The sequence below is a fragment of the Clostridium sp. TJA085 genome, from assembly GCF_058310235.1.
Map to the genome: position 1 here is coordinate 138,728 of NZ_JBZEEZ010000005.1, position 13,375 is coordinate 152,102.

Annotated in this window: 10 protein-coding genes and 1 tRNA gene; 2 read left to right on the forward strand and 9 right to left on the reverse strand. The window is 25.8% G+C overall.

Annotated elements, in window-relative coordinates; all coding sequences use genetic code 11:
* Positions 1-35: 35 nt before the first annotated feature.
* The 8 genes from AC4FQW_RS12035 to AC4FQW_RS12070 all read right to left on the reverse strand — a co-directional run bounded on the left by AC4FQW_RS12035 (position 36) and on the right by AC4FQW_RS12070 (position 8,437).
* Positions 36-1,055, reverse strand: coding sequence for a ribitol-5-phosphate dehydrogenase (locus AC4FQW_RS12035; protein ID WP_491149281.1), 1,020 nt, complete (start codon positions 1,053-1,055; stop codon positions 36-38).
* Complete coding sequence (locus AC4FQW_RS12040) at positions 1,045-1,767, reverse strand: IspD/TarI family cytidylyltransferase (RefSeq protein WP_303127224.1); 723 nt, start codon at positions 1,765-1,767, stop codon at positions 1,045-1,047. The genes AC4FQW_RS12035 and AC4FQW_RS12040 overlap by 11 nt, the downstream gene beginning before the upstream one ends.
* A gap of 136 nt (positions 1,768-1,903) precedes the next feature.
* Complete coding sequence (locus AC4FQW_RS12045) at positions 1,904-3,049, reverse strand: ABC transporter ATP-binding protein (protein WP_491149284.1); 1,146 nt, start codon at positions 3,047-3,049, stop codon at positions 1,904-1,906.
* A gap of 11 nt (positions 3,050-3,060) precedes the next feature.
* Complete coding sequence (locus tag AC4FQW_RS12050; RefSeq protein WP_491149286.1) at positions 3,061-3,855, reverse strand: ABC transporter permease; 795 nt, start codon at positions 3,853-3,855, stop codon at positions 3,061-3,063.
* Between the two features lie 20 nt (positions 3,856-3,875).
* Positions 3,876-6,161, reverse strand: coding sequence for a bifunctional glycosyltransferase/CDP-glycerol:glycerophosphate glycerophosphotransferase (locus AC4FQW_RS12055; protein ID WP_491149288.1), 2,286 nt, complete (start codon positions 6,159-6,161; stop codon positions 3,876-3,878).
* A gap of 34 nt (positions 6,162-6,195) precedes the next feature.
* The gene (locus tag AC4FQW_RS12060) at positions 6,196-7,248 is read right to left on the reverse strand and encodes a glycosyltransferase family 2 protein (protein ID WP_491149290.1); all 1,053 of its coding nucleotides are present in this window, start codon (positions 7,246-7,248) and stop codon (positions 6,196-6,198) included.
* A gap of 160 nt (positions 7,249-7,408) precedes the next feature.
* A tRNA-Arg gene (locus AC4FQW_RS12065) sits at positions 7,409-7,483 on the reverse strand.
* A 114-nt stretch (positions 7,484-7,597) separates the two neighbouring features.
* Positions 7,598-8,437: a sensor histidine kinase gene (locus tag AC4FQW_RS12070; RefSeq protein WP_303127216.1), complete on the reverse strand. Its 840-nt coding sequence runs from the start codon at positions 8,435-8,437 to the stop codon at positions 7,598-7,600.
* A gap of 210 nt (positions 8,438-8,647) precedes the next feature.
* Here AC4FQW_RS12070 and AC4FQW_RS12075 point away from each other — a divergent pair, with 210 nt between their 5' ends.
* Entirely contained in the window at positions 8,648-9,523 is an 876-nt protein-coding gene (locus AC4FQW_RS12075; RefSeq protein ID WP_303127458.1) for a DegV family protein, read from the forward strand.
* 62 nt (positions 9,524-9,585) lie between these two features.
* Positions 9,586-10,200: a rubrerythrin gene (gene rbr, locus AC4FQW_RS12080; protein WP_491149293.1), complete on the forward strand. Its 615-nt coding sequence runs from the start codon at positions 9,586-9,588 to the stop codon at positions 10,198-10,200.
* A 45-nt stretch (positions 10,201-10,245) separates the two neighbouring features.
* Here rbr and AC4FQW_RS12085 read toward each other — a convergent pair whose 3' ends face one another.
* Positions 10,246-13,374: an AAA family ATPase gene (locus AC4FQW_RS12085; protein WP_491149295.1), complete on the reverse strand. Its 3,129-nt coding sequence runs from the start codon at positions 13,372-13,374 to the stop codon at positions 10,246-10,248.
* Between the last annotated feature and the right edge of the window lies 1 nt (position 13,375).

Here is a 13,375-nt window from a genome sequence, read left to right on the forward strand (position 1 = left end):
TATATTTAAAGACCCTTTTAAAGGGTCTTTTTATATTAAACTCTCCAGTTTAAAACAGTCTTAAACGGTGTTGTTAAGTCATGTTCAAATCCTTTTACAATATCTTCAATTCCTCTTACATCAATAACTGCTGATATAAGCTTTTGTAATTGATTTTGAGCATCTTCATGAGCCTCTAAAAAGTTAACAGCTTCTTGAAAATCAACTCTTCCACTTCTACTACTTCCAACTATAGTTAATCCCTTTTCTAAAACCATTCTAGTATTTATTGGTACTGGATTTTCTGAAACTCCAAGTATTGCAATTACTCCCTCTGGATTTATGTAATCAATTATTTGATCTATCGCATATTCACTACCTTTTCCACCTACAGCTTCAAATGCGTGATCTACTCTTAGGTCATCTGGTATATTATCTATTTGATAAGTTTCATCTACAAATGAGAAGAAGTTTAGCTTTTCTTCATTTTTTCCAAAAACTATTATTTCTGATTCTGGGAACTTCTTTTTAAGTATTAATGCAGTTATAAATCCTACATTTCCATCTCCCCAAATACCAATTTTATTTCTTCTCTTATGAGCTTTTTTATCAAATCTATCTATGGAATGAGCTGATACACTTATAAGCTCTAAGAATGAAGCAACATCATGGTTTATCTTATCATATTTTATTATACGATCTCTTCCCATAAATACATATTGTTGCATAAATCCATCATATCCACTAGCTCTAAACTTACTTGTTCTTAAGTAATTTTCAGCTATTACATTATCAACTTGAGTTGGGGTATTGGGAATCATAACAACAGTATCACCTGCTTTAAATTCTCCCTTTGGATCATATATAACTTCTCCAACACCTTCATGAATAAGAGCCATAGGAAGTTTTTTTCTCATAGCTTCCTTCCCTCTAGTTCCTGTATAATATCTTTGATCTGCTGCACATATTGATAATCTAGTTGGTCTTACAATAATTCCTTCGCCATCTAAGCTTCTTTCTTCAAATTCAACTGTAATTTGCTTAGGAGCAATTAATCTATATACCTTATTTATCATTTATATCATCCCTCACTAAAGCATTAGCTAATTTTAAATCATAAGGAGTTGTTATTTTCATATTAAAAACTTCTCCTTGTACTAACTTAACATTTTTACCTTTTACAACAAATATCTTTGCAGCATCAGTTAAGATTTTCTTTTCATCATCTGATAAAGAATCATATAACTCAACTAATTCCTTAATTCTAAAACTTTGAGGTGTTTGCCCTTGATACATAAAATCACGTCTTGGAATGTCACTTATTATGTCACCATCTACTGATTCAACAATAGTATCAAATGCTGGAACAACTGTGTCACAAGCACCAAATTCTAAAGCAGAATCAATATTATCATTTATTATTCTATGAGTTAAAAATGGTCTAACAGCATCGTGAGTAACGATTACGTCTTCATCATTTATACCAAAGTTTTCTTTTATATATCTTATTCCACTCATTATTGATTCATTTCTATCTGTTCCACCTGCACATACAGCAATTTTTTCTTTTAATTGCGCTGGAACAAATTTATTTAATAAATCATTAGTATGTTGTATCCATTGTTTTGGTGTCGTAATAATTATTTTGTCAAATCTTTCATTTAACAAGAAAGCTTCAATTGTATGAATTATTATTGGCTTATTACCTATCTTTAAAAATTGTTTTGGCATTTCAGTATTACCCATACGAGTACCCTTACCACCAGCTAATATCTCTGCATATATCATTTTATCACTCCCATAAAATTTAAATCTATTATTAATTCCTTTATATTTTTCTTTTTAATTATTATAATTGTATCATAATTCCTTATCATTTAAAATAATAAGGATAACGCACTAAAATACGTTATCCTTATTAATATTAATCTTTTTTTATTTTCAATCTGTTATTCTTTATTATTAAAGATATATTATCTTCCTTAGCTACAAATTGACCAAATTTATTCATACACCAGATTTGTCTTATAAACTTTTCTCCATCAATATCTAAATGTAAGTCTGTTGTAAAATATCCCTTTGGTATTTCTTTAAATTTAATTGAACAATTATATTCAACTCTATTGTCTTTTTCATTATATTTAGAAGAAATTTCTGAAAAATCATATTCTTCATTATCTTGTTTTAATGTTATACTTTTTATTTTAAATTTCTTATTTTCTGGCTTAACTTCTACATAGCCTTTAAATTCTACCTTGTCATCTGCCATATCTATATCTATTAAACTTTGTTTAATTTCAACAAAATCTTTATACTTTTCCATATGATCTAAAATTTCTTCAACGGATACACCATTTAGATAATGCTTATAAAGATTAGCTACTTCATCAATATCTCCATATGCTAAAAGCTTTCCTTTATTAAGCCACATACCCTTAGTACAAAAAGCTCTCATTTGTGGTAATGAGTGAGATACAAATAATATAGTTTTTCCCTCATCTCTAAACTTATCCATTCTTCTCATACATTTTTGTCTAAATATTTCATCACCAACAGCTAAAGCTTCGTCTACAACTAATATTTCTGGATCAATATTTACTGCAATAGCAAACCCTAAACGTGCTTTCATACCACTAGAATACATTCTAACCGGTTGATCAATATAATCTCCAAGCTCTGAAAAATCTATTATCTCGTCTAATTTCTTTGATATTTCACTTCTTATAAGACCCATTGAGTATCCTTTTAAAAAAATATTCTCTCTTCCTGTAAGTTCTCCATCGAATCCTGCTGTAAGCTCTAATAGAGCTGAAACAGTCCCATTAACTATTATTTCACCACTAGTTGGGTATACAACACCAGTTACCATCTTTAATATAGTTGATTTACCAGAACCATTCTTACCAAATATACCTATAACTTCTCCCTTTGGTAATCCTATACTAAGGTTATCTATTGCTCTAAACGGAGTATATCTTTTACCCCAAAATAAATCTTTAAAACGGTCCTTATCATTTTTATATAATTTATATTCTTTAACTACATTTTTAAATTCAACTGCATATTCCATAACTTTTCTCCTTATAACACATCAGTAAAGTCTTTATATAATTTCTTATAAACATGGCTACCAATAAGTGCAGTTATTAAAATTACAATCCAAATATATATTGAATATTTCCCCATAAAGAACCATTGCTTGTATAATAATATATTTCTAAATCCTTCTATAAAATAATTTACAGGATTTAATCTCATTAAGAATTGCATGGTAGGAGACATTCCTCTTATATTCCAAAGTATTGGAGTTAACCATAAAACCGCTTGAATTGCAGCCTTAACTAAATTTTCAAAGTCCCTACTTATTACTGATAATGATGATAATGTCCATGATAATGTTAAAAAGAATATATACATTGTTGGTATATAATATAGGAATTGTAAGTAATATATATCAGGATAATATCCATAAAATATAAATATTACTACTATACAAGCTAATAACATTATTTGAACATATAGTTTTGATAATAATACAAATGTTGGTATTGTAGATACAGGAAACTTCATTTTAGTAACAAAATGTCTATATTGTCTTATAGACATTGCGCCTCCAACTATAGCATCACTAATAAAGAACCAAGGTCCAAGTCCAGCTATAAGCCATAACAAAAATGGAAAACCGTCAACATATCCACTTTTTCTTATTCCCATTTGAAACGCAAATAAATAAACTAAAATAGTTACAAGAGGCCTTATAACTGCCCAAGCATAACCAAGAGCAGCACCTTTATAAAATTTAACTAAATCAGCTTTAGATATAAGTATAGTTTGTTTAATATTTTTCACATTTTCAATTATTATATTTTTTAACATATTCTATCACCTATTTAATATTAGTTTTCATTGAATATATATTCAACAAACCTCTCACTTGATTTACCATCAGTATAATCAAAAAATTCTTCCTTAAACTTATTAACTTTTTCTAAATCAAACTTATTTTCATTTATCAATTTTATTATATCATCATTTGTGTAAGCAATTGGTCCAGGCACAAAACTATCATATTCATAGTAAAAATCTCTTTCCTTTAAATATTCATCTTTATCATATGCAAATAAAATCATTTTTTTATTTAAAAAAGCACCTTCAAATATTACTGATGAATAATCTGATATTAGTATATCACTAACCATTATTAAATCATTTATATCAGTTTCACTATTTAAATTAATTATCTTATTTTTTAAATTACTAGGAATACTTATTACATCTTCAATACCATTTTTAACACTTGGATGAAGCTTAAGTATTATTATGTAATCTTCCCCTATATTCTCTAATATCTTAACCGGATCTAATTCTAACTTAAAATTTTGTCTTTCTTTTGGTCCACCCCTAAAAGTTGGTGCATAAGTTATTATTTTTTTACCTTTAATACTTGGGTTATCATTTTCAAGCTTATGTCTTATATAATCTTTATAATCCTTATCAAGTAATATATCAGTTCTTGGAACACCAAGAGCTATTACCTTACTCTCATCAATATTAAATGCTTCAGCATAATATTTATTTATATTTTTCGAACTAGTTATTACCTTTGTATAGTGAGAATGGGCTCTTCTCTCAAATTCTTCCGTATTCCCATCAGCCTTTCCTATTGAACTAAATCCAAATTTCTTAAATGCACCACATGCATGCCATACTTGAACTACTTCTACATTCTTTTTAAATGTAAGTCCATATAGTTGCATATAGTAATCATCTAAAATTATATACTTTGCTGTTGCAAAATTATAATACATTTTTATTAATTCGCCTAATGTCCTACTTTTTTTATATAAATATAACTTTATTTTATATTGTTTTTTTTCTTTAAGTTTATTTTCTATAAACTTCAAATTCCCAGATAATGTACTTGATTTATTGCTAGCTAATATTACTTTATTATTATTAACAGGTAATAATTTACTTACTCTAAAAATTACTCTTACATATTTTTTAGCTAACTTATCAAAATTCTTTGGTAAATTGTCCATTCTTCTTCTTATCAAGAATTTTATTATGTAAAATTTACTATTTTTGTTTACTGCTTTTTCAACATATTTCATTAAATATTTATTATCTCTTGCTAATATATATTTACTATTACTATTTAATTTTTTATATGCAACTGATAACAACTCAATATACTTTCTTTGTGAATTTGATGATAAAAATAAGAACTTTTCTATTACTCCTTTTATTACTACCCACTTAATTATACTTAAATTATTAAATATTTTATTATCTAATGAATTTAAAATATCAATCATATTATTGATAGCTTCAATTTGTAATATTTCGTCTTTGCTTATAATCGCTCTTTTAAAAGGTGGCCATATATCAATGCTTACAAGTCTTGAAAAGTACTCTTTCTTTAACCCATAAGCTATAAACTTATTATCAATATATTTATCTATTTCACCCTTAGTTCTATTCCATGAAGCACATACTTGCTTTATAACATTAGCTGAAGCTGTATGTATTTGTTGAGTTAATGACTCTGTAGGGTTATTTCTCATTCTATAATAGTAAGCAATATATTTTGATGAATATATTTTTTTTGCTCTTAAATATGCACTCATTACAAAACATTGATCTTCTGCATATTTTATATTTTCAGGAAATCTTAAATCTTTTATAAGAGATGTTTTGAAAAGTTTATTACAAGGACCTAATGTCCACAGTAACTCATAATCTTTTCTTATATCCTTAAATCCTTCCCCTAAAAAATGCTTAACCATAGGCCAATATTTAACTCCATCATATTTATATGTACCACATATAACTATATCTGCATCATTATCTTTAGCCAAATTATATCTAACCTCTAGTGAATCCTTTGGTATTAAATCGTCCGAATCCATAAATGCAATAAATTCACCACTCGCTAGTTCAATCCCTCTATTTCTTGCCTTACTTGGACCACCATTATCTTGAAAAACACCCTTTATATTTTCATATTTTGATGAATATTCTTCAATTATTGATTTACTATTATCTGTAGAACCATCATCTATCAATAATATTTCCACATCTTTTATAGTTTGACTAACAACAGAATCTAGCGTTTCTCTAAGATATTCTTCAACATTATATACAGGCATTACTATACTTATCTTATATTTATTTACCAAGATATCACTCCTAACCCAATGCACCTAAATAAATTTAATAGTTTATTATTTTCTTAATCTTTATAATAAAATTATGAACCTTTATAATAAATTTAATAACCTTAATTTTATTAGTTTCATCTAAAATTTTATTATTTCTTATAATATTCTTAAAAACAAATCTTTTTATTTTCCCTATACTATTAATTTGTTCTATATCTACATTACTTAATAATTCATTTAAATTTTTTAATGCAGTCATCGATATATTTCTTTCACTACTTAACATAGCTAATCTAAAAGGTGGCCATATATCAATATTAGTTAATCTATAAAAATATTTGTTTTTAAGATTAGTAGCTACTGTTTTATCTTTTATATTAAAATTAATCTCTTGTTCTGTTAAACGCCAAGACTTAAGGACTTGATTTATTACATTAGCTGAATTTGTTTGGATTTGTTGAGTTAATGATTCTTTAGGATTGTTCCTCATTCTGTAATAATAGCAAACATACTTTGTTGCATAAATTCTTAAAGCTTTAATATATACAGTCATAACAAAAACCTGATCCTCGGAATACCTTATATCTTCAGGAAATCGTATTTCTTTGATAAGACTTGACTTAAAAATTTTATTACAAGGACCAAGAGTCCAAAGTAAATCATAATCTTTTTTTATATCTTTAATACCTTCTTTTAAAAAGTGCTTTTTCATTGGCCACTTTTCTTTTCCATCATATTTATATGTACCACAAACAACAATATCAGCTTCATTTTTTTTTGCTAAATTATATCTAACTTCTAATGAATCTTCTGGCATCAAATCATCTGAATCCATAAAAACTATAAATTCACCATTTGCCTCTTCAATTCCTCTATTTCTAGCTTTGCTAGGTCCACCATTCTCTTGATTAATTAAAACTATATTTTTATGTTTATTCATATAACCTTCAATAATCTCTAAACTTTTATCTGTAGACCCATCATTAATTATTATTATTTCAAAATCCTTAATAGTTTGATTCATTAATGAATCTAGTGTTTCACTAATGTAATCTTCTACATTATACACAGGTATTATAACACTAATTTTATAACCTTTTATCAAAATATACCTCCCAAGCCTTATAAACATCTAGGAATATCTTCTAAACTAAATTAAACCAATAATTTTAATTATAATATATTCTTTTATGTATGTACAGTTTACTAAATTTAGCAACAAAAAAAACTTCAAAAGTTAAAACTTTTGAAGTTCTAATAACCTATGGTAGGGCGTATAGGAATCGAACCCATAATGTACCGTCCGTAGCGGTATGTTATATCCATTTAACTAACGCCCCATATTTTTTATTATCAAAAATATATTAACACAAAAATTTATGTAGTGCAAATTTAAAATAAGCAAATTAATTAGAAAGATTAAAATTTAAATTAATCTTTCTAATTATAATAGCTTATTTTAGGTATATATCAGAAAACTCAATTTCAAGCAATTGAACTTTATCTGCATTTTTACTTACTTTAACTTCTTCATTATCAATTTTAATATTTGGTATAGTAACAGTAAAAGTAGACCCTTCACCAATTTTACTTTCCACAATAATATTACCATCATGTAACTCAACTAACGATTTAACTAAATCCAGTCCTATACCACTACCTTTTTGTTCTTTATTACTACTTGCTTGAACGAATCTATTAAATATTTTAGATTTTTCTTCATCCATTATTCCAATTCCATTATCAGATACTTTTATATTTATATAATTATTATCAATAACTAAGTATATAAATATATCAGATCCACAATCTGAAAATTTTATTGCATTTGATATTAGATTTATACAAATTCTATCTAGCGCCTGAGGATCAACCGCTACAATGCATTCTTCCTTGTTTGTATCAAAAACTAATGTTAAATCTTTTTGTTTTGCGAACCTATCAATAGACTCTATTGTACTTTCAATAAAACTAACTATTTCTATATTTTTTTTATTTATATTAAAGTAGTTTTTTTCTAGTCTAGTTATATCAATTAAATTTTCTATAAGTTTTAACATTTTATAACTGTTTCTCTTTAACATTTTTAAATATTCTTTTTCTTTATCTATCAAACCGCTAATATTTTCTAACATTTGATTAGCACTCATAATTACATTTAGTGGAGATCTTAAGTCATGAGATATATTAAGTATAAATTTTTCTTGCATCTCTCTTTTGTGTTCTAGTTCATCTATAATCAATATCATATCTTCTTTTGATAAATTTTTAAAATTATATTTCTCTTCTCCCATTTTTACCCCTACTTCATTTTATCCTAAGCCCTATTGCATATAATATTAATACCAATATAAATTTTAACATTTACCAACACTATTATCAACCATTTTTTGTATATTATTCTATTTTAAGGTATGTAATATTTTTTAATTGCTATTTTTTATTGTATAATGTCTATAATATAACTATAGTTATAATTTTATTTTAATTAAGGAGGTTTTATTATTAATAATTATATAATTTTAACAGATTCCAGTTGTGACTTACCACAATATATAATAGATAAATATTCTATTATAAACATAGGTCTTATTTGTAGTTTTAAGAATAAAGAATATATTGAAGATGGTGGTAAATCTCTTGAGTATACTAATTTTTATAATGGCTTAAGAAATGGAGAGATGCCAACTACATCTCAAGTTAACAGTTATAGATTTTATGAAATATTTGAAAAATATATAAAAGAAAACTATTCAATAATATACATATCATTTTCTTCTGCATTAAGTGGAACTTATAATAGTTCTTTAATTGCAAAATCTGAAATTATTGAAAAATATCCAAATGCTGATATTTCTATAATTGATAGTAAATCAGCTTCATTAGGAGTTGGACTTATTGTATATGAAGCCTGTAAATTAAAAGAAGAAGGAAAGTCTAAAGAAGAAGTGGTAAACTATATTGAAAATATGAAGCTTAAGGTAAATCATATTTTTACTGTTGATGATTTAAATCATCTTAAAAGAGGAGGTAGAATCTCATCAACTGCAGCAACTATAGGAACTCTATTACAAGTTAAACCTCTTTTATACGTTCCTGATAATGGAACTTTATGTAACTTTGGAAAAGTTAAGGGAAGAAAAAAATCAATAAAATCTTTATTTAACAAACTTGAAGAAAAAATAGATATAAACTCAAATAAAGTTATATTTATATCTCATGGTGATTGCATTGAAGATGCAGAAAAACTTAAAAGTATGATTACAGAAAAATATAATATCGAAGTAATTATAAATTATATTGGTTTGGCTATAGGTAGTCATTCAGGCCCTAATACACTAGCCCTTTTCTTTAAAGGTAAAAACAGAAATATTAATTAATCATAATCCTCTTTTAAATGGTAAATACTATAAACGAATACTATTCGAAAGGGGATTTTTTCATGAAAAGTTTAAAAGGAAGTAAAACTGCTGATAATTTAGCAAAAGCCTTTGCAGGTGAATCTCAAGCAAGAAATAGATATACATTTTATGCTAGTGTTGCATCTAAAGAAGGACATAAACATATAGAGTCTATTTTTCTTGAAACTGCTGATAATGAAAGAGCACACGCTAAAGTTTTTTTTGATTTATTAGTTGAAGGACTTGGTAAATATCAAATTCACGTTGATACTGATTATCCTGTTGGATTTGGAAATACTCTTGATAATTTACAATATGCTGCTGAAGGAGAAAAAGAAGAATGGGGTACTGCATATCCTGAATTTAAAAAAATTGCAGAAGAAGAAGGTTATCCAGAGGTCGCAGCTGCATTTTCACATATTTTAGAAGTAGAAAAACATCATGAACAACGCTACTTAGACTTATATGCTAATTTAAAAGATAATCTTTTATATAAACGTAATGAAAAAGAATATTGGAAATGTAGAAATTGCGGATTTATTTATGAAGGCTTAGAGGCACCTAAAGTTTGTCCTGCTTGTAAACATCCTCAAGGGTTCTTCGAAATCGCATATGATCATAAGGCAAATGGTCCTAGTAAAGAATATGCTAAATAATAAATTTTAAATAAAAAAGGCGAGTATTATCTCGCCTTTAACTTTTTATAAAATATTAAATTCTGCCATGCTACCTCTTTTAGTTGATATTACTTCTATTTTTGCATCTACCCTATCCTTAAGTTCTTGAACATGAGATATTATTCCAACTAATCTTCCACCTTTTTGTAACTCTAAAAGACTGTCTATTGCACTATCTAATGATTGAGGGTCTAATGTCCCAAAACCTTCATCTACAAACATCGTTTCTAATGATACTCCTCCAGCACTTGATTGTACAACATCCGATAAACCAAGCGCTAAAGATAATGAAGCTTTAAAACTTTCACCACCTGATAAAGAGCTAACATCTCTTGAGGTTGCTGTATAATTATCATATATTTCTAGTTCTAGCCCCTTTTGACCTGCTCCTTTACTTAATGTAGTTTTTCTTTTAAGTGAAAATCTATCTCCAGTCATTTTTTCAAGTCTTAAATTAGCTGCATCTATTATATCTTGAAAATATGATGCTAATACATATCTTTCAAAAGATATATATGGACTTCTTTTTCCATTAGCAAGATCTGAAAGTTCACCAATTATTTTATATTCTTCTTCCTTTTTGCCTAATTCTTTATTTAAATCTTTTACTTTATATAATACATTTTTATTATTTTCTATAATAGTATATAAATCCTTAATTTCTTTTTCATTTATTTTTCTTATATCTTCTAATTCATCAAGCTTTTCATTTATATTTTTCAAATCTATAAATACTATTTTTTCACATTGCTTATCTAATTTTTTATATTCACTTTTTACTATAATTAATTCTTTATCAAACTTTTCAATTTCTTTATCCAATTCAATATATATTGGAATATTACTTTTTGCTATAATATATTCTTCGCAACTATTAAAATTATTTTCTTTTAAAGATTTTTCAAAATTATTTTTTATTTCTATTGTATCCTTTTTTAATATTTTTATATTGCTTTTTATTTCATTTAACTTTGCTTTTTCACCTTCAAGTAGCATTATATTTTCATCTCTATTTTTTATAGCTAATAACAATGATTTTTTGCTCTCCTCTAATTTAAGTAATTTACATTTTATAAGTTCATTAAGCTTTTCAATAGATTCTATATTTTCTGGTATATCATTCCTTAATTCATTTAAAGTAGCATTTAAACTTTGAATGCTTGCATAAATATTTTTATCTTTTTCTTTTAATGAGTTTAATTCTGATTCCGAATCAGATAAATATTTACTTATATCTATTAATTTTTTTTCTATAGTTTCTTTAAATTTTATTTTTTCATTATATACTTTAAGTTCTTCCTTATATAATAAAATCTCTGCTTTTAATTCTTTTCCAAATTTAGTAACTTCATTTTTAGATTCTTTTTTATTATATTCATTATTTATACAATTATCTTTTCCTGAAATCTTATTTAATGAATTATTTACGTTATCTAAAAGACTTTTAACTCTAGCATTAATAGATGTTAACTCTAAAAGAACAGAACTATTTTCTTTTTCAATCTTCTCGTATTCTAATTTCTTTTTCTTTAATTCTTCATCAGTAGGTACATTTTCACTATTTTTTATTGCTTTCATTGGATGCTCTTTCGAACCACACACAGGACAAGGTTCTCCATTTTTTAAACTATCTGCAAGTATACCAGCTTGTTCTTTTCTATATATATCAATCATATATTCATACTGCAACTTAATATTATTATATATACCCTCAACCTTTAAATACTTATTCTTTAATTGATTATGTTTTTCTACTTCACTTTCATACGCTTCTATAACCTTAAATATCTCCCTTAATTCCTTTATAATTTTTTCTTTATTATCAATTTTATTTTTTAAATTAACCGCTTTTATTTCTATTTGATTTATTTCTTTTATATTTTTCTCATTAACCTCTTTTTGTTCTTTATAATTTTTTATACTTTCTTCTTTTAATTTTATTTTATCTTTTATTAACTCTATATCTTTGTTAAAAGTTATAGTTTTTATTTTATTTTCTTCATATAATCTAATTTTAGGCTCTAAGCTTCTTAATCTTCCAATTTCTTCTGTAAGATTATTTCTAAAATCTTCTTTAAGCTCTTGTTTTTTTACAGCTTCTTCAAGTAATATTAATTTATCTTCTAACAACTTTATTTTTGATAATGATTTTTCCTTAGCTTCTTCTTTTTTTAATAGTTCTTCATTTTTTTCTAAATAACTTTTTTCTATATACCTTACCTCTTTAGCTTTTTTAGCTTTTTCACTTATAACTTTTTTATTTTTAAACTCATCTTCCATTAAAATTAATTCATTTAACTTATTTTTAGTATTTTGCTTCTCCATTATCAAATTATTATTCTGTTCTAATAAGGATTTTTCAACTCTTTTTTTATTTATTTCTAAATTTAGTTCTTCAATCTTTTTTTCTTTATCCTTATATATATTTTGCTCACTCTTTATAAGTTCTGTAAGTTCCTCTATAACCCTTGGAAAGTCAATATATTCCCCAACTTCTATATTATTTTCTCCTATAATATTTCCTAAATGAACCTCCATTTTTTGTTTGCAAAAATTTCTTTCTTTGCTTATTTTTATAGCTTTTTCTTTCAAATCAGCTTGTATATTTTCAAAATTATAAGTATTAAATATTTTTCTAAATATATCTTCACGTTCAACAGAATTTGCAAGAAGTAACTTCTTAAACTCACCTTGTGGTAACATAACTATCTGCTTAAATTGCGCTTTATTTATACCAAGAATTTCTGTTATTTTTTTATCTACATTATTTATTCCAGTTATTGTTTTACCATTTGGTAAATCGAATATTGCTTCTGAATCTTTCTCTGTAAATCCATTTCCCCTAATTTTCTTTTTAGGTTGTTTAGGACTTCTTCTAATTTTGTATATGTCTCCTTTTAGTTCAAATTCTAATTCAACAAAAGTTTCTGTATTTGCATCTGCAAAATGACTTCTTAAAGAGTCATTTTCTCTACTTTCTCCACTTGCTTCCCCGTATAAAGCATAACTTATTGCATCAAATATAGTTGTCTTTCCTGCACCAGTAGCTCCTGTTATAACAAAGATATTCCTTCCGTTTAACTTTTCAAAATCTAAATTTTGTTCCTTAGCATAAGGTCCAAATGCTGATATTACTAAATTTATAGGTCTCATA

Coding starts and splice junctions, on each gene's coding strand:
- AC4FQW_RS12035 (WP_491149281.1), bottom strand. CDS start 1,055: ATGATAAATAAGGTATATAGATTAATTGCTCCTAAGCAAATTACAGTT.
- AC4FQW_RS12040 (WP_303127224.1), bottom strand. CDS start 1,767: ATGATATATGCAGAGATATTAGCTGGTGGTAAGGGTACTCGTATGGGT.
- AC4FQW_RS12045 (WP_491149284.1), bottom strand. CDS start 3,049: ATGGAATATGCAGTTGAATTTAAAAATGTAGTTAAAGAATATAAATTA.
- AC4FQW_RS12050 (WP_491149286.1), bottom strand. CDS start 3,855: ATGTTAAAAAATATAATAATTGAAAATGTGAAAAATATTAAACAAACT.
- AC4FQW_RS12070 (WP_303127216.1), bottom strand. CDS start 8,437: ATGGGAGAAGAGAAATATAATTTTAAAAATTTATCAAAAGAAGATATG.
- rbr (WP_491149293.1), top strand. CDS start 9,586: ATGAAAAGTTTAAAAGGAAGTAAAACTGCTGATAATTTAGCAAAAGCC.
- AC4FQW_RS12085 (WP_491149295.1), bottom strand. CDS start 13,374: ATGAGACCTATAAATTTAGTAATATCAGCATTTGGACCTTATGCTAAG.